This window comes from Rhizorhabdus wittichii (genome assembly GCF_017607425.1).
Taxonomy (GTDB): domain Bacteria; phylum Pseudomonadota; class Alphaproteobacteria; order Sphingomonadales; family Sphingomonadaceae; genus Rhizorhabdus; species Rhizorhabdus wittichii.
This window is the reverse complement of sequence record NZ_CP059319.1, coordinates 3,460,788-3,481,586: the sequence shown is the minus strand read 5'-3', so window position 1 is coordinate 3,481,586 and position 20,799 is coordinate 3,460,788. Positions and strand designations below refer to the sequence as shown.

At 68.9% G+C, this 20,799-nt stretch carries 24 protein-coding genes; 6 read left to right on the top strand and 18 right to left on the bottom strand.

Annotated elements, in window-relative coordinates:
- The 8 genes from HRJ34_RS16680 to HRJ34_RS16645 all read right to left on the bottom strand — a co-directional run bounded on the left by HRJ34_RS16680 (position 1) and on the right by HRJ34_RS16645 (position 6,551).
- Positions 1–225 carry a DUF1656 domain-containing protein gene (locus HRJ34_RS16680; protein ID WP_012049362.1) on the bottom strand — a complete coding sequence of 75 codons (225 nt, stop codon included), beginning with the start codon at positions 223–225 and terminating at the stop codon, positions 1–3.
- Positions 222–2,288, bottom strand: coding sequence for an FUSC family protein (locus HRJ34_RS16675; protein ID WP_226948823.1), 2,067 nt, complete (start codon positions 2,286–2,288; stop codon positions 222–224). The genes HRJ34_RS16680 and HRJ34_RS16675 overlap by 4 nt, the downstream gene beginning before the upstream one ends.
- Before the next feature lie 321 nt (positions 2,289–2,609).
- A complete protein-coding gene (locus HRJ34_RS16670; protein ID WP_208631874.1) occupies positions 2,610–2,837 on the bottom strand; it encodes a hypothetical protein in 228 nt (75 codons plus the stop codon).
- Positions 2,838–3,051: 214 nt separating this feature from the next.
- A complete protein-coding gene (locus tag HRJ34_RS16665; protein ID WP_012049365.1) occupies positions 3,052–3,513 on the bottom strand; it encodes a hypothetical protein in 462 nt (153 codons plus the stop codon).
- 10 nt (positions 3,514–3,523) lie between these two features.
- Positions 3,524–4,735: an NO-inducible flavohemoprotein gene (gene hmpA / locus HRJ34_RS16660; protein ID WP_208631873.1), complete on the bottom strand. Its 1,212-nt coding sequence runs from the start codon at positions 4,733–4,735 to the stop codon at positions 3,524–3,526.
- Between the two features lie 39 nt (positions 4,736–4,774).
- Positions 4,775–5,047, bottom strand: a complete 273-nt coding sequence (locus HRJ34_RS16655) for a DUF1971 domain-containing protein (RefSeq protein WP_012049367.1) — start codon at positions 5,045–5,047, stop codon at positions 4,775–4,777.
- Entirely contained in the window at positions 5,044–5,472 is a 429-nt protein-coding gene (locus HRJ34_RS16650) for a group III truncated hemoglobin (RefSeq protein WP_012049368.1), read from the bottom strand. Before HRJ34_RS16650 ends, HRJ34_RS16655 begins: the two co-directional genes overlap by 4 nt.
- A gap of 152 nt (positions 5,473–5,624) precedes the next feature.
- Positions 5,625–6,551 carry an SH3 domain-containing protein gene (locus HRJ34_RS16645; protein WP_208631872.1) on the bottom strand — a complete coding sequence of 309 codons (927 nt, stop codon included), beginning with the start codon at positions 6,549–6,551 and terminating at the stop codon, positions 5,625–5,627.
- A 198-nt stretch (positions 6,552–6,749) separates the two neighbouring features.
- Here HRJ34_RS16645 and lepA point away from each other — a divergent pair, with 198 nt between their 5' ends.
- Both lepA and HRJ34_RS16635 read left to right on the top strand, forming a co-directional pair.
- Positions 6,750–8,573 (top strand): translation elongation factor 4, encoded by a 1,824-nt coding sequence (gene lepA / locus HRJ34_RS16640; RefSeq protein ID WP_012049370.1) that lies wholly within the window; start codon positions 6,750–6,752, stop codon positions 8,571–8,573.
- 68 nt (positions 8,574–8,641) lie between these two features.
- Positions 8,642–9,562 carry a glycosyl transferase family 90 gene (locus HRJ34_RS16635; protein WP_161629004.1) on the top strand — a complete coding sequence of 307 codons (921 nt, stop codon included), beginning with the start codon at positions 8,642–8,644 and terminating at the stop codon, positions 9,560–9,562.
- 207 nt (positions 9,563–9,769) lie between these two features.
- Here HRJ34_RS16635 and HRJ34_RS16630 read toward each other — a convergent pair whose 3' ends face one another.
- The 5 genes from HRJ34_RS16630 to HRJ34_RS16610 all read right to left on the bottom strand — a co-directional run bounded on the left by HRJ34_RS16630 (position 9,770) and on the right by HRJ34_RS16610 (position 12,147).
- Positions 9,770–9,958, bottom strand: a complete 189-nt coding sequence (locus tag HRJ34_RS16630; protein ID WP_020372086.1) for a DUF6961 family protein — start codon at positions 9,956–9,958, stop codon at positions 9,770–9,772.
- Between the two features lie 51 nt (positions 9,959–10,009).
- A complete protein-coding gene (locus tag HRJ34_RS16625; protein ID WP_016744693.1) occupies positions 10,010–10,648 on the bottom strand; it encodes a JAB domain-containing protein in 639 nt (212 codons plus the stop codon).
- Positions 10,591–11,043, bottom strand: a complete 453-nt coding sequence (locus HRJ34_RS16620; protein ID WP_012049371.1) for a hypothetical protein — start codon at positions 11,041–11,043, stop codon at positions 10,591–10,593. The genes HRJ34_RS16625 and HRJ34_RS16620 overlap by 58 nt, the downstream gene beginning before the upstream one ends.
- A gap of 73 nt (positions 11,044–11,116) precedes the next feature.
- Positions 11,117–11,476, bottom strand: coding sequence for a hypothetical protein (locus HRJ34_RS16615; protein ID WP_012049372.1), 360 nt, complete (start codon positions 11,474–11,476; stop codon positions 11,117–11,119).
- Positions 11,477–11,550: 74 nt separating this feature from the next.
- Complete coding sequence (locus tag HRJ34_RS16610; RefSeq protein WP_012049373.1) at positions 11,551–12,147, bottom strand: helix-turn-helix domain-containing protein; 597 nt, start codon at positions 12,145–12,147, stop codon at positions 11,551–11,553.
- Positions 12,148–12,294: 147 nt separating this feature from the next.
- On the opposite strand from HRJ34_RS16610, the gene HRJ34_RS16605 reads away from it, so the two are divergent.
- Genes HRJ34_RS16605 through HRJ34_RS16595 form a run of 3 tightly spaced genes read left to right on the top strand, consistent with a single transcriptional unit; the run spans position 12,295 to position 15,538 of the window.
- Positions 12,295–13,425 carry a Gfo/Idh/MocA family protein gene (locus tag HRJ34_RS16605; protein ID WP_030092310.1) on the top strand — a complete coding sequence of 377 codons (1,131 nt, stop codon included), beginning with the start codon at positions 12,295–12,297 and terminating at the stop codon, positions 13,423–13,425.
- On the top strand, positions 13,422–14,339 hold the full coding sequence (locus HRJ34_RS16600) for a Gfo/Idh/MocA family protein (RefSeq protein WP_016744695.1): 918 nt from the start codon (positions 13,422–13,424) through the stop codon (positions 14,337–14,339). The genes HRJ34_RS16605 and HRJ34_RS16600 overlap by 4 nt, the downstream gene beginning before the upstream one ends.
- Positions 14,336–15,538 (top strand): glycosyltransferase family 4 protein, encoded by a 1,203-nt coding sequence (locus HRJ34_RS16595; RefSeq protein ID WP_208631871.1) that lies wholly within the window; start codon positions 14,336–14,338, stop codon positions 15,536–15,538. Before HRJ34_RS16600 ends, HRJ34_RS16595 begins: the two co-directional genes overlap by 4 nt.
- Here the strand turns inward: HRJ34_RS16595 and HRJ34_RS16590 are convergent.
- The 4 genes from HRJ34_RS16590 to HRJ34_RS16575 all read right to left on the bottom strand — a co-directional run bounded on the left by HRJ34_RS16590 (position 15,535) and on the right by HRJ34_RS16575 (position 17,662).
- Positions 15,535–15,792, bottom strand: coding sequence for a hypothetical protein (locus tag HRJ34_RS16590; protein WP_208631870.1), 258 nt, complete (start codon positions 15,790–15,792; stop codon positions 15,535–15,537). The genes HRJ34_RS16595 and HRJ34_RS16590 overlap by 4 nt on opposite strands.
- A 14-nt stretch (positions 15,793–15,806) precedes the next feature.
- Entirely contained in the window at positions 15,807–16,883 is a 1,077-nt protein-coding gene (cheB, locus tag HRJ34_RS16585) for a chemotaxis-specific protein-glutamate methyltransferase CheB (RefSeq protein ID WP_208631869.1), read from the bottom strand.
- Between the two features lie 13 nt (positions 16,884–16,896).
- Positions 16,897–17,307 carry a response regulator gene (locus HRJ34_RS16580; protein ID WP_012049379.1) on the bottom strand — a complete coding sequence of 137 codons (411 nt, stop codon included), beginning with the start codon at positions 17,305–17,307 and terminating at the stop codon, positions 16,897–16,899.
- Positions 17,308–17,500: 193 nt separating this feature from the next.
- Positions 17,501–17,662 (bottom strand): hypothetical protein, encoded by a 162-nt coding sequence (locus HRJ34_RS16575; protein ID WP_208631868.1) that lies wholly within the window; start codon positions 17,660–17,662, stop codon positions 17,501–17,503.
- A gap of 332 nt (positions 17,663–17,994) precedes the next feature.
- On the opposite strand from HRJ34_RS16575, the gene HRJ34_RS16570 reads away from it, so the two are divergent.
- Positions 17,995–18,621: a response regulator transcription factor gene (locus HRJ34_RS16570; protein WP_012049380.1), complete on the top strand. Its 627-nt coding sequence runs from the start codon at positions 17,995–17,997 to the stop codon at positions 18,619–18,621.
- Positions 18,622–18,883: 262 nt separating this feature from the next.
- Here HRJ34_RS16570 and HRJ34_RS16565 read toward each other — a convergent pair whose 3' ends face one another.
- Positions 18,884–20,755, bottom strand: coding sequence for a TonB-dependent receptor plug domain-containing protein (locus tag HRJ34_RS16565; protein ID WP_208631867.1), 1,872 nt, complete (start codon positions 20,753–20,755; stop codon positions 18,884–18,886).
- Positions 20,756–20,799: the final 44 nt, after the last annotated feature.

Here is a 20,799-nt window from a genome sequence, read left to right as displayed (position 1 = left end):
TCAGGTCGTGAACCACCGATAGAGGAAGGTGTCGGCCAGCACGCTCAGCCCCCACCACAGCAGGACGAAGAGCGCGAGTTCGAGCAGGCTCGGATGCCAGAGCAGCCGCCAGGCGGGCAGCCGCTGCAGCCAGCCGCGCAGCAGGTAGACGAGCACCGCCGCGAGCACGCCCCAGGCGAGCGCGGCCGGCAGGTAGATGCCGAGCAGGTTGATCTCCTCGATCATCGCACGGCGTCCGGCGGCGGTGGCGGGGCCGCCGGGAAGAGGTTGCAGCGCATGCCGACCAGCGCGCGCAGCGCGCGGCGGCGCGGCTCGTCGAGCGGCAGGGCGAGCAGCGAGCGCAGCGCCCGGTCGATCGGTTCGAGCAACGCGGCCGGGGGCGGATGGGCATGGCCGCGCCGCCAGCGCGCGTCGTAGAAGACGGTCAGCCCGGCCAGCACCGCGCCCAGCCGGTGGCGCACGTCATGGGGGACGTAGGGCAGCGAGCGGCGGATCGGGATGATGTTGCGCCCGATCCGGAGGTCGGCCAGCCCGTCGGCGGCGTGCAGCGCCGCGCCGGGGGCCGCCACCGCCATGCGCGCGGCGACCTGCCCGAGCCGGTCGATCGCCCGTGCGGTCCAGCGGTCGGCGAGGAAGGGGCGGCGGATGTCGGCGAGCTGGGCGAGCTCGGCCCAGTTCGAGCGCAGGATGCGCCGCGCGGTCCACAGCACGTTCGCCGACCGGAACAGCTTGGTGACGGTCAGCGTCGCGACGATCCCGCCGAGCTGGGCGAGCCCGGTGTTGATGAACAGCGCGAAGTCGGCCTGGAAGCGGGCGAGGAAGCCCATCGCGACGATGAAGCAGGAGAACATCGGCAGCGCCTGCGGCGACCGCGCCGGATCGGCCTGGACATAGCCCATCCACAGCAGGGTCGGCGCGAGGGTGATGACGAGCATCTCATAGCCGTCGACGCGCGGCAGGATGACGAACAGGTAGAGCGCGGCGAGCGGGAAGGTCTTGAGCGTCGCGACCAGATAGCGGCCGATCACCGGCGCCGGATCGTCCTGCGCCGCGAAGGAGCAGGTGATCAGCGCGGCGAAGGCGGCGGTCGCCGATCCGTTGGGCCAGGCGAGCAGGATCCAGACCGCGCAGTAGAGCGCGATCGCCGTCGCCGTCGCCAGTCCAGCCAGCGCGGCGACGCCATGGTCGCGCGCCAGCGCGAACGGCTCGGCCGAGGAGGGCTTGAGGTTGGGGCGGCCGGGCGACCCGATCCGTGTCGCCAGCCGCCGGCTCGCGGCGAGCGCGGCGAGGAACTCGGCGATGCGGACGCAGGCGCTGGCGGTCAGCAGCGACGTCCAGTCGGCGCGCGCCTCGGCGGCCTCGGCCATCGCCTCGCAGCGCCGGACGAGCGCGCCGGCCTGGTGGAGCGGGCTGTCCTCCTCGACCAGCCAGTCGGAGACGTCGTCGAGCAGCGCCTCCAGCTCGGCGGGCAGCCCGCCGCCGTCGCGCAGCCGGTCGAGCCGGTTGGCGGCGGCCGACGCCAGCGGCAGGATGCTGGCGAGCTGCTGCTGGAGCGCGGTCACCCGCCGCTTGGTCGCGGGCGCCCAGCGCTGGTCGAACGGCAGGTGGATCGCGATCATCCCCAGCTCGGTGACGTCGGCGGCGAGCATGCGGCGATGCTCGTTCTCCAGCCGGGTGTGGTGGCTGCCGAGCGCCTCGGCGGTCCAGCGGCGCGCATGGGCGAGGAAGGAGCGGACCCGCGCGCGGATCACCGGCGTGGCGCTCCATGGCTGGAGCAGCGCGTGGACCGCGGTGACGCACAGGATCGCGACCGTCATCTCCTGGACGCGCGCGATGGTGGTCTCGAAGATGTTGGTCGGATCGTCGAGATAGGGGAAGCTGATCACCGCCGTGCTGAACGCCGCCATCTGGAACAGGAAGGCACGCGGGGTGCGGTCGAGCACCGCGAGGTAGATGCAGAAGCCGGTCCAGGCGGCTAGGCACAGCACCAGCAGCTCGGGCGAATTCTGCAAATTGGGGACGAGCAGCAGGGTGACCGCCGCGCCGGTCGCGATCCCGCCGAGCCGGTAGAGCGCCTTCGGGCGGAAGGCGCCGGCCATCGGCTGGGCGGTGACGTAGACGGTCAGCAGCGCCCACCAGGGGCGGGGCAGGCTGGCCGAAAAGGCGATGGCGAGGGTGATCGCCGCGGCGATGAAGCTGCTCAGCGAGAAGAGCAGCTTCTGGGAATCGATCTGCAGGTCCGGAAGCGGCAGCGAGGGAAAGCGTGGGCGTGTCCGGCCCACAGGCATCGACGTCATATCCGGCAACCGTGACGAGGGAGGGACCGTCACGACCGGCGGTGGCCGTGCCCTTGCCTCCCTCGGCTGGGGGGCGCTCATAGGCGAGGGCGGCCGCCGAACCGAAGATCAAAATATTGATGGTGAAGCGCAAGAATTTTGCGCTGAAATAATTCGCTGGCCCGTTGCAGAGCCGAAGTCGTTCAGCAGCGCTCCATCGTCATTCCCGCGAAAGCGGGAATCCATGGACGGCGGCCCGCAGGAGGCCTGATGCCCCGTTTCCGTGGATTCCCGCTTTCGCGGGAATGACGGAAGGTGGAGCAATGGCGGGCTTCAAGCATCAAGCGAATCGGAGCCGTCCTGCCCCATGCCCGACAGCGCGAAGGCGCCGACCGGAAGCGCGATGAACAGCAGGAGGATGAGCTGCTCCTCGCTGAGGATGCGATGCTCGCTGAGGCCGTAGAAAGCGAGGGCCGCCGCGGCGAACAGCACCGTGCTCAACGCGCGGTGCCACGCGAACAGGACGTGCGGCGACGATGCCTGCGGCGACGGCCTCCCCATGAGGCATCCTCTCCCAACTCGACCTTATGGAGGGGCGGTCCCGTGCATCGGCGGAAGCACGGTGCCCCTCCGCCCCGGGCGAGAAGGTCCCCGGGGGCAGGCCGCGGTCGTCTGGCCTGCGGGAAGCAGGCTGTGCTATTTGCGGCGGAGCGGCAAACGAATGTTTTTGGTCGTTGATAGCAAAAGTTTTGCCGTCGACCGGGACGGCGGATCGTCAGTAGAATCCATGGCTCCCCGCCACCGCGCCGGCCACGGTCACGACCGCCGCCGCCAGCAGCAGCCGATGCATCCGCTCCATCCGGGCGAAGTCGCGCGCCGGATCGGTCGACGCCGCCAGCCGCCGCCGGAGGACCAGCGGCTCGATGACGAACAGCATCGCCGCGAACAGCGCCCACAGCGCGACCATCGCATGCATCCACCAGAAATGCGGATCGCGGAACCGGTCCCACATCGCGCCGCGCCAGACCATCCACAGCCCGCTCGCCCCGGCGAGGAGGACCCAGAGGCGGGCCTGCGCGGCGAAGCGGTCCTCCAGCGCGTGGAAGGCCGCCAGCCGCTCGGCCGGATCGTGGCGGGCGCGGACCGACGGCATCGCCACCAGCGTCACGAACGCGACCCCGCCGATCCAGAACAGGACCGCGAGGACATGGATCATGCGGGCGACGATGCCGTCCATCGTCCGCGCCTCAGGCGGCCAGGAGTTCGTCGGCGGGGCCGAAGAACTCGTAATGGATGCGGTCCGACGCGACGCCCGCGAGCGACAGCGCCGACACCGCCGCGCGCAGGAACGGGCGCGGGCCGCAGATATAATAATCGGCCTCGCCCGCCGGGGTGTTGGCGATCAGCCAGTCGTCGGTGATGATCCCGGCATGGTCGTAGTCGGCGCCCGCCGTCTCGCCGGGCAGCGGCGTCTGGTGGAAGTCGACGACGCGGATCGCGCTCGCCTGCGCCGCCAGCGCGCGGACATGGTCGCGCATCGCATGGGTCTCGCGGTTGTGGGTGCCGTGGATGTAATGGGTCGGCAGCGCCGGGTGGCGCGCCGCGATCGTCTCCAGCATCGCGACCATCGGGGTCAGCCCGACCCCGCCCGACAGCAGCACCACCGGGCGTTCCGGATGGTCGGCGAGGAAGAACTCGCCGGCCGGCGGCGCGACCTTGAGGATGGTGCCGGCCTGCGCCGCGTCGTGCAGCCAGCCCGAGGCGAGCCCCTGCGGCTCGCGCTTGACCGAGATGCGATAGGTCTCGTCATTGGCCGCGCCCGAGATCGAATAGTTGCGCTTGACCGGCGGATGGCCGGGAATCTCCAGCCAGAAGGTCAGGTACTGGCCGGGCTTGTGCGCCATCACCGCCTGGCCGTCGACCGGCCGGAGGACGAAGGAGCGGATCACGCTGCTCTCGCGCACGACCTGCTCGACCCGGAATTCGCGCCAGCCGTTCCAGCCGCCGTCCGCCGCCTTCTGCTCGCCATAGACGCGATGCTCGCGGGCGATCAGGATGTCGGCGAGGAACCAATAGGCCTCGCCCCAGGCGGCGAGGATCTCGTCGGTCGCGGCATCGCCGAGCACCGCCTTGATCGCGCCGAGCAGCGCGTCGGCGACGTGCGGATAATGGTCGGGCAGGATCTGCAGGCCGACGTGCTTCTGGGCGATGCGCTCGACCGCGGGGGCGAGCGCGCCGAGATTGTCGATGTTGCCGGCATAAGCGAGGATCGCGCCGGTCAGCGCGCGCGGCTGCGACCCGCCGTCGCCATGGTGCGACTGGTTGAACAGGTCGCGGATCTCGGGGTTCTGGAACATGCGCGCATACATTTCGCGCACGATGTCCAGCCCATGGGCCTCGAGCGCGGGAACGGTCGCCTTGACGAGCGCGATGGTGCGCTCGCTGAGTGTCTTCGACATCAACGTCTCCTTGTGGTTCAACGAAAGGGGGGGCGGGCCCTAGCCGGGCGGTTGGTCGTAGAAGTCGACCTGCATCCTCATGGGGCCCTGCGGCGTGACGAAATGGGGTTGCTCGGGCAGCAGCAGGCCGGCTTGCCCGCTGTCCAGGACGACCTCCGATTCGGGGTCGAGATAGGTCAGGAGCAGCCGGCCCTCGATCACCCGGACGACGCCCCAGACACCCGCCTTGGTCGCGTGGCGGCGTTGCAGCGCCATCGGCAGCGTGGCGTTGTCGAACAGCGGGGTCGAGCGATAGGGCGCGGGCGCGGTCATTGCGCGGCACCCCCGGCGGCGCCGGCCTCTTGCCGTTGCGGCTGTTGCGGTGGCGGGCCGAGGCGGAAGAACAGGGCGAGTTGCAGGCTCTCGGCGATGCGCCGGGCCTTGTCCTGGAGCGCGGCGGCGGCGCCCGGCTCCATCAGCTCGTCGGTGGTCTGCGCCCAGATCGCCAGCCAGCGGTCGAACAGCGCCGGCGTGATCCGGCTGCGATGGCGGGCATGGGCAGGGACGGGCTGCCCCTTGTAGCGGCCGCTGGTCAGCATCACCGACGACCAGAAGTCGGTCAGCTTGGCGAGATGCTCGGGCCAGTCCTCGACCGCGTCGTTGAAGATCGGGCCGAGCTCGTCATCGGCGCGGATGCGGGCATAGAAGGTATCGACCAAGCGGCCGAGCCCCTGATCGTCGATCCGCAACCCTGACATCACGCGACTCCGAAAACATGTATCTTCTATGCATCTATCCTTGCGCGGACAAAGATGCAACCGAAATACATATTTGAGAGTCGGCCGCGAAACGATGCGGGTCGCCTGGGAACCGCGCCGCCGGGCCTGGCAAACCCGGCGGCGCTCCCCTGTTATTTCAGGTCTTCGACCGAGACCCAGCCCTTGGTGCCATAGGCGTCGCTGACTTCGACGAAGAGGCCTTCGCGGACGCCGGTGGGGGTGAGCGCGGTGCCAGCGCGCAGCGCGCGGACCGCTTCGCCGGCCGCCGGCTGGGCGAACAGCTTGGTGTCGACCGCGGTGGTGAAGCCGGGCTTGGCGGCGGCCGGGGTCGCGGCTGCCGCGGCGGTGGCGGGCCTCACCGCGGCCAGCGCCGCCTGCTGCGCGACGACGTTGTTGAACGCGATGACGAAGGCGCTGGTCAGCATCTGGCCGTCCTTCGACGTCGAATAGCCGCCGCCGGCATAGTCGCCATAGCCCATCGACGTCATCTGCGCGCGCGCCGCGTCGGCCCAGGGATTGCCGCCGATGCCGCCCAGCCCGCCGATCGACACCTGGGTCTTGGTCTGGGTGCCGCTGCCGGTGACGATGGTCTGGCCGTTGGCCGGGCTGATGATGCGCAGGCCCGCCGCGATGGTCTTCTTCTTGCCGCCGAAGCCGCCGAACATGCTGAGCGCCTGGCCGCCGAACGGGATGCTGCCCGCCATCCTGCCGGCCATGCCCGAGCGCACCAGCCCCTCGGTCAGCGCGGTCTGCGCCAGGCTGGTGCCCTGGTCGACCTCCTCCTTGTCGCCGGCGATCGCGTTGACGAGGAAGTCGACCGGCTGGCCACCCGCGACGTTCTGGAGGGTGAAGCAGTTGCTCTGCACCGCCATCGCGGCGATCAGGTCGCGCGGGCTGCTGAGGCCGTATTTGGTCCAGCCCTGCGTCTCGCCGTCGACGACGGCGATGCTGCCGATCGGCTTGTCGCATTTGGACAGGGTGACCGGCGCGTCGGCCGCGAAGGCCGGCTGCGCCGAAAGCGCGACAGCAAGAAGCGCCGCCGGAATGACGTATTTCATGACGATGAACCCCCGTTCTCTCTCCGGGCCGAAACCTCGTCACCCCCATTACGCGACTCAAGGGTCCGGCCCGCCCTTACGATTCCTGAATTCGGGTGCGATGGCCATGGCCAGGGAAAGATAATCGATCGCGCTTTTGCTTCCGGACGCGCGCATTGCTATGGCCCGCCATCCGCTCCGCTCTCATGCGAGAATTTCGTGACCGTTCCGCTCGACCGCATCCGCAATTTTTCGATCATCGCCCATATCGACCATGGCAAGTCGACCCTGGCCGATCGCCTGATCCAGCGCACCGGCGGCCTGACCGACCGCGAGATGTCGGCGCAGGTGCTCGACAACATGGATATCGAGAAGGAGCGCGGCATCACCATCAAGGCGCAGACCGTGCGCCTCGACTACAAGGCCAAGGACGGGCAGGACTATGTCCTCAACCTGATGGACACGCCGGGCCATGTCGACTTCGCCTATGAGGTGTCGCGCAGCCTGGCGGCGTGCGAGGGCGCGCTGCTCGTCGTCGACGCGGCGCAGGGGGTCGAGGCGCAGACCCTCGCCAATGTCTATCAGTCGATCGAGCACGACCATGAGATCGTGCCCGTCATCAACAAGATCGACCTGCCCGCCGCCGAGCCCGACAAGGTCAAGGCGGAGATCGAGGACATCATCGGCCTGCCCGCCGACGATGCCGTCCTCGCCAGCGCCAAGTCCGGCATCGGCATCGACGAGATATTGGAGGCGATCGTCGCCCGCATCCCGGCGCCCAAGGGCGATCCGGCCGCGCCGCTCAAGGCGATGCTCGTCGACAGCTGGTACGATCCCTATCTGGGCGTCGTCATCCTGATCCGGGTCGTCGAAGGCACGATCCGCAAGGGCCAGCAGATCAAGTTCATGCAGGCCGACACGGTCCACCTGGTCGACCGGGTCGGATGCTTCCGGCCGAAGATCGAGCAGCTCGGCGAGATGGGGCCCGGCGAGATCGGCTTCATCACCGCGCAGATCAAGGAGGTCAGCCAGACCGCCGTCGGCGACACGATCACCGACGCCAGGAAGCCGACCGCCGAGCCGCTGCCGGGCTTCAAGGAGGTCCAGCCGGTGGTGTTCTGCGGCCTGTTCCCGGTCGACGCCGCCGATTTCGAGAAGCTGCGCGAGAGCCTCTACAAGCTGCGCCTCAACGATGCCTCGTTCAGCTTCGAGGCCGAGTCCTCGGCGGCGCTGGGCTTCGGCTTCCGCTGCGGCTTCCTCGGCCTCCTCCACCTCGAGATCATCCAGGAGCGGCTGACCCGCGAATATGACCTCGACCTGATCACCACCGCGCCGTCGGTGGTCTATCGCCTCCACCTCAGCCATTCGAAGACCGAGGACGCCAAGGTCATCGAGCTGCACAACCCCGCCGACATGCCCGATCCCAACCGGATCGACATGATCGAGGAGCCGTGGATCGAGGCGACCATCTACGTCCCCGACGAATATCTCGGCTCGCTGCTCAAGCTGTGCCAGGACCGGCGCGGCATCCAGAAGAACCTGACCTATGTCGGCGGCCGCGCGCAGATCACCTATGAGCTGCCGCTCAACGAGGTGGTGTTCGACTTCTACGACCGGCTCAAGTCGATCAGCCGGGGCTATGCCAGCTTCGACTATCACCAGATCGGCTATCGTGAGGGCGACCTCGTCAAGATGAGCATCATGGTCAACGGCGAGCCGGTCGACGCGCTCAGCATGATCGTCCATCGCGCCGCCGCCGAAGCGCGCGGCCGGCACATGTGCGAGCGGCTCAAGGACCTGATCCCCCGCCACCTGTTCAAGATCCCGGTGCAGGCCGCGATCGGCGGCAAGGTAATCGCGCGCGAGACGATCGCGGCGATGCGCAAGGACGTGACCGCCAAATGCTATGGCGGCGACGCCACCCGCAAGCGCAAGCTCCTCGAGAAGCAGAAGGAGGGCAAGAAGCGGATGCGCGAGTACGGCAACGTCAACATCCCGCAGGAAGCCTTCATCGCCGCGCTGCGGATGGGCGACGAGGGGTAGGTTCCCGCCCGATGGAGACGATCGACCATTGGGCTGCGCTTGAGACCGCACCCTGGCGTGGCGTGGCGATGGAAGGGATTGATCGGCGGCTGCGCGCGCTGGTCGCGGAATCGCCGTCGATCTTCCTGTTCCACGCCGAGGGCGGGCGGATCGGTTTCGAGTCCAAGCCCGGAGCCGACCCCATCCATCTCCAGCGCGCTGGGCTGTATCGCGCTTTCATCGAACGGGCGCTGCGTGATTTCGATGTGCCGGCTCGCGGCAGCTTCGCCATCGGCGTCCACGATCGCAGCCATTCGCGCTACGATGTGCCCGTCTTCGAATATCAGAAGCAGCGGGGCGCGAGCACCATGCTGCTGCCCGACGTCGATCTGCTCGCGATGGATTTTCTCGGCGGCGCGGATTTCGTGGACCCGGTGTCGTTCGCCGACAAGCGCGACGAGGCGATCTTCGTCGGATCGACCACGGGAGGGATCATCACCGCCGACACGGTCCGGACGCTTGGCCATGCGCGGCTGCGCGCGGCGATGTATTTCAAGGACAAGCCGGGGATATGCTTCGAGCTGCCGGCGATCGTCCAGTGCGATTCGCCTGAGACCGAGGCGATGGTCGCGGCACTGGGGCTGGGCGACCGGCGGCGCGAATGGGCCGAACAACTCTCGTGCAAATATCTCCTGTCGATCGACGGCAATGGCGCCAATTGCTCGCGAGTGGCGCTGGCGCTGCACAGCAACGGCGTGCTGGTCAAATATAATTCGCCCTGGCAGCTATTCTATTTCCATGGGCTGGAGGCGTGGCGCCACTATCTGCCGGTGCGGCAGGATGCCGACGTCGTTGCGATCGTCGCCCAGGCTCGCGATGCGGTGGAGCGCGACGCGGCGATCTCCATGGAGGCGGGACGGTTCGCGCGGGATCATCTGTCCGAAGCCGCCTGTGGCCGATACGTTGCCGCGGTGATGCGCCATTACTTCGCTTGGTTCGGATCCGCCTGAAGACCGGCGCGCCGGCCCCGGCCCGGAGACGATATCAACGGGCGATATCAATCGTTGATAAAAGTCGGGCGGCGGACCGCAAGCCCCTTGCCGGTCCGCCGCCCTGTGGGGGCTGGAAGTCCTCCCTGTGTGTCCCCGGCCGGCCGGATCGGGGGGAGGACAGCCGGCCGGGCACCTGTGCTCGGCTTGCGCCGAATTCGTCGGTCCTCAGTGGCGGCTGCGCGGCACGTTCGGCTCGGGCAGCCGGATTCGTTCGATCTCGGTGGCGACCGCCTTCCACAGCCCGACGCCATAGCTGTCCCCGTCGCGGATCAGCACGCCGATGCGGCTGGCGACATAGCTGTCGGTCTGATCGCCGAAATCGTCGATCACCCTTCGCGCGAAGTCCCGGATCATACTGGTCTCCATGACGCTACTACTCTTCTGCTCCAACGGCTGGGACATGCCCTAGATCAACCCCTCGGCCCGGAGGCTGCGCCAGCCGGTGCGCGCCACGATCAGGTGATCGTGCACCGCGATGTCGAGCGTGCGGGCCGCCGCGACGAGATGCGCGGTCGCCTTCACGTCGGCCTGGCAAGGGGTCGGATCGCCCGACGGATGATTGTGGACCACGATCAGCGCCGTCGCGCCGACCTCCAGCGCCCGCTTCAATATCTCGCGCGGATAGAGCGGCGCCTGGTTCACCGTGCCGCGCGCCATCACCTCGTCGCGCAGCAGCCGGTTGGTCGAATTGAGGAACAGCACCCGGAGATGCTCGACCGTGTTGTACGCCATCGCGGCGAACAGATAGTTGGTCAGCGCATCGGAGGTGGACAGGATCGGGCTCTGGCCGAGCCGGGTGCGCAGCGAATGGAGCATCGCCACCCGCATCGCGACCAGGAAGTCGACGACCTGGCCGTCCTCGGGCAGGCAGTCGTGGAGCAGGGCGGGCTCGGCCGCGAGGATCGCGGGCAGGCTACCGAATTCGTCGAGCAGCTCGTCGACGACCGCGCCGCTATGGGCGAGGCCGAGCGGCTGGAGCAGCGCCTCTAGTATCTCGCGACATTCGCCCTGGGGATCGAGGCCTGCCTCCGGCGGAAGTTCCACGTTCCGACCGCTATGCCCACCAGCATGGGATAGGCCCAGAATTCCTGCGCGTTCGCGTAGGCCAAGGCCGCCACCGAGCGATCGGCGAGGCTGGCCAGGTGAATGGTCACCGCGATCAAATGGAAGGATGTTACCCATATCGGCCAATATCGATCACTGGAGAGGGCAAGATTGCCGAAGGCCGCGAGCACGAGCAGGTCGACGATGATGATCCCCGCCTCGGGCGAGCGCCACCCCGGATAGAAGGAGTTGGCGGCCACGACGGTGAGGATCGAGCCGACGACCATGATCGCCGCTCCGACCCTTTCGGGCCAGCCGCCGCGCCATCCCGCATAGGAGGCGACGGCAACCAGCGCGAACAGGTAGAAGAGCTGGAAGAACAGGGCGAGCAGCATGCGGCGACCGAATCATAAGGACATTCCCCGGTCAAGCATGGTTGCGACGCCCCGGTTCCCCCCGGGGCGAGCCTCAGGCGGCCGCGACCTCGGTGAGGTGGCGGACTTCCGAGTTGAACGGCTTGCCGACCAGGCCGCCCAGGCCATAGGTCTTGAGGCCGATCTCGTCCTTGGTGGCGGCCAGCTCGCGGTGGCTGGCGATGATCTTGGCGCGCGCCTTGACCAGCGTGGAGAAGCTCTCCGCCGCATATTCGAGCGCTTCCTGGGCGACTTCGCAGGCCAGGTCGGCCTCGGCGCGGGCGGCCGGGATGAAGCCGGTCAGCTCGGCGGTCTTGGCGATGGCGAGGTCGATCGCGTGCTCGGCGGCCATCAGCCGGTCGGCGACGCCCTGGGCAACTTCGCGGCGCTTGAGAATGGTCTGGCGATTGAACATGTGCTGCTCCCTTCGCGCAACCTGTCCGCAGGCCGCGCGTCCCTGTTTCGACGATGAACGGTGTTCGGGTGCGCTTAGGCCTGGAAAAGGCGCTTCAGCGCGTCGAGGCCGGCGAGAAGTCCGCCGAATGCGAGCGCCGAGGCAATAGCGATCGAAACGATCCACCCCAGACGCTGCACGATGCTTAGGTCATTACGCTCCCTCCCCGGCGTGGGGATGGGCAGGTTGACGAAGCCGCCGGTGGCGAATGCGGGAGTACGGAAAGCGATCTGCTCTTCCCGAACCGCACTGCCGTGATAGCCGTTGTCGTCCTGCCGAACCCCATGAATGTCGGACAACCCGACAGTGGCATGGACGGGCTGTGGAGCAACATGCGACGATTGATATACGGCTGATTGATATGCGTTCGGGGTCTCGTATTTCGCCAGGATTCGCGCCGCTTCGAAGCGGTTCGCGACGCCCAGCGCCTGGATCGCCATGCGCAGCCGCTGGTCGACGGTGTGGGGGGAAATCCCCAGTTCGCGGGCGATGTCCTTGGAGGAAAGATGCATGAGCACCATGCGCAGGCAGACGCGCTGCGCTTCGGTGAGCTTCTCTATGCGATCCGATTCCATGGCGCCGATCATATCGACAATCCTCGACTGTGTAAAATCCGACACGAGCGCGAGCATGATCGCGGCCGGTGAAGCAACGGTGACACCCTCCGTGACATGGTTTCGGCATTGATAGGGCGTTGATAGGGCATTGATATGCGCGCGGGCGTCGATACCGCGCCGCTGAGCGTTGCGATGACGGATTTTGGCCCCTAGGCTCCCGCCATGGCGGCGGGGGACCATCGGCGGGCAGGCCGAATCGCGATCGTGGGGACGGGCTATGTCGCCGATCTCTACATGCCCTCGCTGCGCAGCTTCCCCGGACTGGAGGTCGTCGGCGCCTGGGACGTCGACCCGGACCGCCTCGCCGCCTTCGCGCGCCACTGGTCGGTCGACCCCGCGACCGGCTTCGCCGACCTGGTCGCGCGGCGGCCGGCGATCGTCCTGAACCTCACCAACCCGCACGCCCATGCCGAGGTCACCCGCGCGGCGCTCGAGGCCGGCTGCCATGTCTGGAGCGAGAAGCCGCTCGCGCTCGACCTCGACGAGGCGGAGGCGCTCGCCGCGCTGGCGCGCGAGAAGGGGCTCCACCTCGCCTCGGCGCCGTGCAGCCTGCTCGGCCGCGCGGCGCAGACCGTCTGGGCGGCGCTGCGCGACGGGCGGATCGGCACGCCCCGGCTCGTCTATGCCGAGCTCGACGACGATTTCCTGCCGGCCGCGCCCCATCCGCGCTGGCGATCGGCGAGCGGCGCGCCCTGGCCGGCGGCCGACGAGTTCCGCACCGGCTGCACGCTCGAACATGCCGGCTATTATCTTTCCTGGCTGATGGCGATGTTCGGGCCGGTGCGGCGGATCGTCGGCGGGTCGGCCCGGCTGCTCGACCCCGGCCAGACCGGCGCCGGCCATGCCACGCCCGACTATGCGTCGGCGACGCTGACCTTCGACGCGATGACGGCGCGGCTCACCTGCTCGATCGTCGCGCGCCACGACCACCGGCTGCGCATCTTCGGCGACGACGGCGTGATCGAGATCGACGAGGCCTGGGCGAACGGCGCCCGCGTCCGCGTCCGCCGCCGGCACGTCGTCCGCCGACGCCTCGTCAACAGCCCGTTCGCGACGACGGTCAGGCCGGCCGGGGGACGGCATCCGATGGTCGGGCGGCGCGGCGCGGCGGCGATGAACTTCGCGCTCGGCGTCGCCGAGATGGCGCAGGCGATCGCCGAGGGCCGCGAGCCGCGCCTCGCCGGGGACTTCGCGCTCCACCTGACCGAGGTCGCGCTGGCGATGCAGGCGGGTGGCGACCATCGCCCGCGCACCGCCTTCGCTCCGATCGCGCCGATGGACTGGAACGAGTGACCCCGCCGCTGCGCTTCGCCGTGGTCGGGCGCGGCCGGATGGCGGCGACGATGCGCGCGCTGGTCGGCGACGTCGACGAAGCCGAGGCCGACGCCGTCTATATCGCCGGGCGCAATCGCGACCATGCCGCTCGCTCGCTCGCCGCGCTCGCCGCCGGCAAGGCGGTGCTGTGCGAGAAGCCCGCGACGATGAGTGCCGCCGAGGCCGAGGCCGTCGTTGCGCAGGCGCAACGGGTCGGACGTCTCTATATGGAGGCGGTCGCCACGCCCTTCCTGCCTGCCGTGGCGATGGCGCTGGCGGCGGCGCGATCGGGCCGGATCGGCGCGCTGACCCATGTCGAGGCGAGCTTCGGCTATCGCGTCCGCCGCGCCGACCATCCCCGGCTGTTCGAGGCGGACGGCGGAGTGCTTGCCGACCGCGCGGTCTATCCGCTGATGCTGGCGCTGATCGCGCTCGGCCCGGTGCGGGCGATGCGCTGCACGGTCGATCGCGATGCCGCCGGCCTCGACGTCGCCGCGCGCCTCGAGCTCGATCATGCGGGCGGCGGCGTCTCGGACCTCGCCGTCTCCTTCACCCGGCGGCTCGACAACAGCCTGCGCATTGCCGGCGACGCCGGCGCGGTCGAGGTGCAGCCGCCGCTGCTGACCGCGCAGCGGCTGCGCTTCACCGGGCCTGGCCGGGCGGGGCCGCCACCATTGTGGCGCCATGCCCGGCAAAATCCGCTGGTGCGGCGGCTGGGCGATCTCGGCAGCCGGGGCTCGGCGCGCTGGCATCCGTTCGGCGCCAGCCCCTATCTCCACGAGATCGAGCATTTCGCCGCGCTCCACCGCGCCGGGGCGATCGAGAGCCCGGTGGTCAGCCATGCGCGGACGATCGAGGTCGCCCGCCTCGTCGAACAGGCGCGCCGGGCATGAAGCTCGCCTATCTGCTCAACAGCTATCCGATGACGAGCACGACCTTCATCCGGCGCGAGATCGCCGCGATCGAGCGGGCGGGGGTGCCGGTCAAGCGCTTCGCGGTGCGGCACTGGGCCGAGCGGCTGGTCGATCCGCAGGACATGGCCGAACAGGCGCGGACCGAATATCTGCTGACGGGCCGGGGCGGCCGGCTGGCGGCCGGGCTCGCGGCGCAGGCGCTCCGCCATCCGCGCCGCTTCGGCGAGGCGCTGGAGATGACGGCGGCGCTGCGCCGCGCGGCGGGCGGGGGCGTGATCCGCCACGCCGCCTATCTGGCCCAGGCGATCCGGCTGAAGCGGCGCTGCGACGCGCTCGGCATCACCCATGTCCATGCCCATTTCTCGACCAATGCGGCGGCGGTGGCGATGCTGTGCCGGCGGCTGGGCGGGCCGCGCTACAGCTTCACCGTCCACGGGCCCGACGAGCTGGAGCTGTTCGCCGCGAGCAGCCTGACCGAAAAGGCGCTCCACGCGCGGGCGGTGATCGCGATCAGCGGCTATTGCCGCGACCGGCTGCGCGCACACCTGCCCGAAAGCCTGTGGGACAGGGTCCGTGTGATCCCGTGCGGCCTCGACCTGCGCGCTTATCCGGCCGCGCCGCCACCGCCGTCGATGAGCGCGCGGCTGCTGTCGGTCGGTCGGCTCTGCCCGCAAAAGGCGCAGGTCGAGATCCCGGCGGCGATCGCGGCTGCGGCGGCGGCGGGCCATCCCGAGTTGTCGGTGGCGCTGGTCGGCGACGGCGAGAGCCGGACCGCGATCGAGCAGGCGATCCGGGCGACCGGCACCGGCGGACGGGTCAAGCTGCTCGGCTGGCGCAGCAATGCCGAGGTCCGCCGCCGGATCGGCGAGACCCGCGCGCTGTTGCTGCCCAGCCATGCGGAGGGGCTGCCGATCGTGATCATGGAGGCGTTCGCGCTCGGCCGGCCGGTGATCGCCACCCGCATCGCCGGCATCCCCGAACTGGTCGACGAGCGCTGCGGCTGGCTGGTCGAGCCCGGCGACGGCGCCGGCCTCGCGGCGACGATCGGCGCCGCGATGGACGCCGGCGAGGCCGATCTGGCGGCGATGGGGGCCGAGGCCCGCCGGCGCGTCGCCGCCCGCCACGACCTCGACCGGATCGCGCCGGAACTGATCGGGCTGTTCGCGGCGGAGGACTAGCGCCCGAGCCGGGCGGCGATGCTTTCGAGCGGGGCGTCAAGCGTTGCGGCATGGGAATCGTCGGCGCGCAGGATGACGGCGATCGCGGCGCAGCGCTGGCCGGCATGGTCGAGCGCCTGAAGTTCGATGAGGTGGCGGCGGGCGAGTTCGGCGTCGTCGGCCAGGGCCAGGCCCAACGCGTCGAGCTGCGCGCGCGCCGCGTCGAGTTCGTCGGCGAGCAGCGCCAGCAGGCCGGATCGGCTGACCGAGACCATCGGCGCGCGCCGGGTCAGGCCGCCGCGTCGACGGCGGCGCGGCAGCCGTCGAGGATCGCGGCGGCGATCGCCTCGATCGGCAGGTCGCGCGCGATCGCCCCCGCCGCGCGGGCGGCGGCCGGCGCCTGGTCGACCAGGCAGGTCGCCGAATCCTGCGCGATGGTGATCGCCCCGGCGGCGTGCAGCGCCTTGATGCCGGCGACGCCGTCGGTGCCGATCCCGGTCAGGATCGCGCCGACCGCGTTGGCGCCCGCGGTCCGGGCCGCCGTCGCGAACAGCAGGCTGGCCGACGGGCGCGCGCCGTTGACTGGGTCGGTCCGCAGCAGCTTGACCGCGGGATCGGGCCAGCGGTCGATCACCGCATGGGTGGCGGGGTCGCAGGCGATCTGGATTTCGCCGCGCCGGAGGGGGCGGCCGTCCTCGGCGAGCATCACCCTGGCCGGGCAACGCGTCTTGAGCCGCTGCATCAGCGGCGCGACGAATTCGGGTTCGATCCGCAGCGAGACGACGATCGGCGGGCCGTCGACCGGCAGGCCGGGCAACAATTGGAGCAGCGCATCGACGCCGCCGGTCGAGGCGCTCGCCACCGCGATCCTGCCGTTCCAGTCGAACGCCGGGGAATGGTGATGATGGTGCGCGCTCCCCGTGCGGGCGGGGACCTCCCTGGCGTAGCGCGCCGATCGCGCCGAGCCGTTGGCCGCGGCGACGACGAGCGCGCTCAGCCGCTGCGCGAACTCCTCGCGGTTTTCCGAGGTCGGCTTGGGGAAGCAGTCGATCGCGCCGCGTTCGAGCGCCTGGAACGAGGCCTCGGCTCCCTTCTGGGTGAGCGAGGACAGCATGATCACCGGCATCGGCCGGTCGCGCATGACCTCCTCCAGATAGTCGAGGCCGTTCATCCCCGGCATCTCGATGTCGAGGGTCATGACATTGGGGCGGAGCTGGACGATCATCCGCCGCGCCTCCTCGGCGCTGGCGGCGGTGCCGACCACCTCGATGCCGCGCGCGCGGTCGAAGATCGAGCCGAAGAAGGCGCGCATGGTGACGGAATCGTCGACGACGAGGACGCGCGCCTTGGTACGGGTGGGAATCATGCCGATGGCGTCCTCATGGCGAGACGCTCTCGATCGCCCGGGCGAGTTGCGCGGGGTCGAAGGGCTTGACCAGCCAGCCGTCGGCACCGGCGGTGCGGGCGCGGTCCTGCTTGTCGTCGGAGCTTTCGGTCGACAGGACGAGGATCGGCATGCCGTCGTGGCGGTCCTGGGCCCGCACCGCTGCGACCAGCCCGAAGCCGTCGAGGCGCGGCATGTTGATGTCGGTGATCATCACGTCGGGCCGGTCATGGACGTCGAGCCATTCGAGCGCGGCGACGCCGTCCTCGGCCTCGGCCACGAGGAAGCCCTGCCCCGACAGGGCCATGCGGAGCAGTTTGCGGATGAACGCTGAATCATCCACGGTGAGGATCGTCTTGGGCACGCCCGTCTTCCCGTCGTCCGGGACGTCGCGCCCCGCCGCCATCTGGTAGCGGAAAGCCGTTAACAGCGCGTTTCGCCGCGCTTCCGCGGGCCGAAGGCTTGCCGCTACGGCAGGGCCGCGTCCCTGCGGAGCCTAGAGCGATTTCTAGGCAGATGGATACATCTGCCGACTCGGAAATCGCGGTAAAACAACAATCTAGAGCGGCCGATCCGATGCAATCGGATCGTGAATCGCTCTAGGTAAAAATCCGGGGAAGCGGCCCCTGGTCGTGGATTATAGCGATGGCCCCGCCGCTGCCTTCCGCGATTCCGAGCGCGTCGTTCGCCGCCATGGGGCCGTGCATGGCATCGATCGACAGTAATGGCTGCGATTCTGGAATGGGGATCGGCCCCACCATCTGTTGATATATGTTAACTTTTGTAAATTAATTTCAAAAAATGATCCAAGATTTATCGTTTATAACAAAAATTGGGTAAAGACCCTCGGGATGCCCGCTAAGTATGTCCGAAATATGGGCTCTCGCGACGGTCATATTCGATATCATGATGCTCCGGGACTTCGACATATCTGTTGAAGCGGTGCTTTGTTGCGACGAAAGTCGTAGAAAATTTCGGAGACGAAACGATTTTATGTGGATTTTTTGTTGATCGCGGGCTCTCTTAGGATAAGTATCTATAAACGCAGGGCTTTTGGGAAAGATGCTATGAAGCGCGGGGGCGCGGGCATGCGATGACCGCACGGCGGATCATCCATATCGTCGATGACGAGGCGATCGTGCGCGCCTCGATCGTCAGCCTCGTGCAGGCGCACGGCCCGTTCGAATGCCGCGAATATGCCGATGGAGAGGCGTGCCTCGCCGTGATCGACGCCATCGAGCCGGGATGCGTGGTGCTCGACCTTCAGCTCGACGAGGTCGGCGGGTCGAAGCTGATCCGCGCCCTCGCCGAGCGGCAGGACCGGTTCCGGATGGTCGTCGTCACCGGCCTCAGCGATCTCGCCACCGCGATCGAGGCATTCCGCCTCGGCGCGGTCGACTTCCTCCACAAGCCCTATGAGATGCGCGCGCTGCTCGACGCGATCGACCGGGGCTTCCACCTGCTCGAACAAGGCGGCGAGCCGCCTGCGCTGGTGGCCGAGGCGAGGGCGAGGCTCGCGCGCCTCACGCCGGACGAAGCCAGGGTGCTGGCGCTGTTGATCCAGGGCGGGACCAACCAGGACATCGCCCGGATGCTGGGCGTCGATTCGCGCAAGGTGCAGATCGATCGCGCCCGCGCGCTGGCCGCGATCGACGCGCCGTCGATCCTGGCCGCGATCCGCACCGCCGCGATCGCCGGCTGGCCGCCCGCCGCCGGCTGAGGCACCCAACCCCGCCTCCTCGTCATCCCGGCGAAAGCCGGGATCTCCCTTGCCCTTTCCATCCTTCCCGCATGAACGACGAAGAGAAGGGAGATCCTGGCTTCCGCCAGGATGACGGAGAGGATCGGGCCGAATGCCGATCCTCTCCAGGCTATTGTCTTAGAGCGATTTCTAGGCAGATGGAAACATCTGCCGACTCGGAAATCGCGGTAAAACAACAATCTAGAGCGGCCGATCCGATGCAATCGGATCGTGAACCGCTCTAGTAGCGGAAGCGGACCCCGGCTGTCGCCGCCCGGCCGAGCTGGCCATAGCCGGCGGCGGTCTGGTAGCGCTCGTCGAACAGATTCTCGATCCGGCCGTAGAGCTCGATCGCCTCGGTCAGCGGCAGCGCCGCGCGCAGGTCGACGAGCACATAGTCGCCGAGCCGGTTGCGGTTGGCGGCATCGTCGAAGCTGCGCGAGACATGGGTGATCGTGGCGCCCGTGGTCAGGCCGAACGGCCAGCGATAGTCGCCGGTCACGTTCACCGTCTGGCGCGGCCGCCGGGCGAGCTGGCGGCCGAAATTGGGATCGGTCCGCTCGCGGTTGCGGGCGTTGGTGAAGCTGTAGTTCGCGGTGAACAGCAGCTCGCTGGTCGGCGCGATGCGCAGCTCGGCCTCGACGCCGCGCGCCCGCGCCCGCGCGATATTGGCGTAGGTGAAGGTGCCCAGGTCGAAGTCGATCAGGTTGGTCGTGTTGCGCTGGAACCAGGTCGCGCGCAGCTCGACCGCCTCGCCGATCAGCTTCTGGGCGATGCCGGCGTCCCAGCCCTTGGCCTTTTCGGGCCGCAGGTCGCGGAAGCCGTAATCGCCGTAGAGCTGGTAGAGCGACGGCGCCTTGAAGCCCTCGCCATAGCTGGCGCGGAGGGTGGTCGATCCCCCGTTCGGCGAATAAGCGAGGTCGGCGCTGGCCGTCGTCGCGTCGCCGAACTGGCTGTGGTCGTCGTAGCGGACCCCGGCGCCGAGGTTCAGGCCCTCGATCGGCCGGGCGTGGAGGTCGAGATAGGCGCTGTCGATGTTCGCCTTGGCGCGCGCCGTCACCGGCGGGCCGAAATAGGCGCTGATCGTGCGGAGCTTCTCCTCCTGATGCTCGGCGCCGAAGGTGGCCCGGACGAGCCCCAACTCGGCGATGCCCTGATATTCGAAGCGCAGGTTGCGCCCGCGCGCGTCGAAATTCTTCACCGGAGCCGCCGCCGGGTCGTAGCTGTCGCGGTCGATCCGGGTGAAGGCGGCGGCGAAGCGGTTGCGGAAGCGGCCGTCGAACAGGTTGGCGTTGAGCCCGGCATAGCCGACGATCTGCTGCTGGCGCTGATATTCGTCGGTGTCGGCGAGGGTGTAGTTCGGCGCCGGGAAGCCGTCGAGGTCGACCTTGCTCTTCGTATAGAAGCCGCGCAGGTCGAGCGAGAGCTGCTCGGTCAGCTCGGTCGTCGTCTTGAGATGCGCGCCGAACAGGTGATAGCCGTCCTTCTCCGTGCCGCTGTCGGCCACCGAGATGCCGTCGGTGGTCAGGTAGCCCGCGCCGGCGCTGATCGCGGTCGGGCCGACCTTGCCGCTGACCGCGCCCGACAGGCGGCCGGTCTCGTAGCGGCCATATTCGCCGGTCGCCCGCACCTCGAACCGGTCGGTCGGCTCGCGGGTGATCAGGTTGATCACGCCGCCGATCGCCTGGCTGCCCCACAGCACCGACTGCGGCCCGCGCAGCACCTCGATCCGTTCGAGATTGTCGGTCAGCAGGTCGGCGAAGTTGAAGCCGCCGCCCGGCGCCGACGGATCATTGAGCTTGATCCCGTCGATCAGCGCCACCGTCTGGTCCGACTGGGCGCCGCGGATGAAGACGCTGGTGATGGTGCCGAGGCCGCCGTTGCGCTGGATCGTCACGCCCGGCAGCGTCCGCAGCAGATCGGCGAGCGGCACGGTCTGGCGCTGCTCGATCGTGGCGGCGTCGATCACCGAGATCGACTTGCCGACCTCGGACAGCTTCGTCTCGGTGCGGGTGGCGGTGACGACGATGCTGTCGGCGTCGGCCTCCTCGGCGTGGGCCGTGCCCGGCAATATCGCCAGGGCCGCGATCAGCGATGTGGTGAAAGTCCGCATTATGTCCTCCCATGGATCAATCCATCGGGGCCGGACGCACGGCT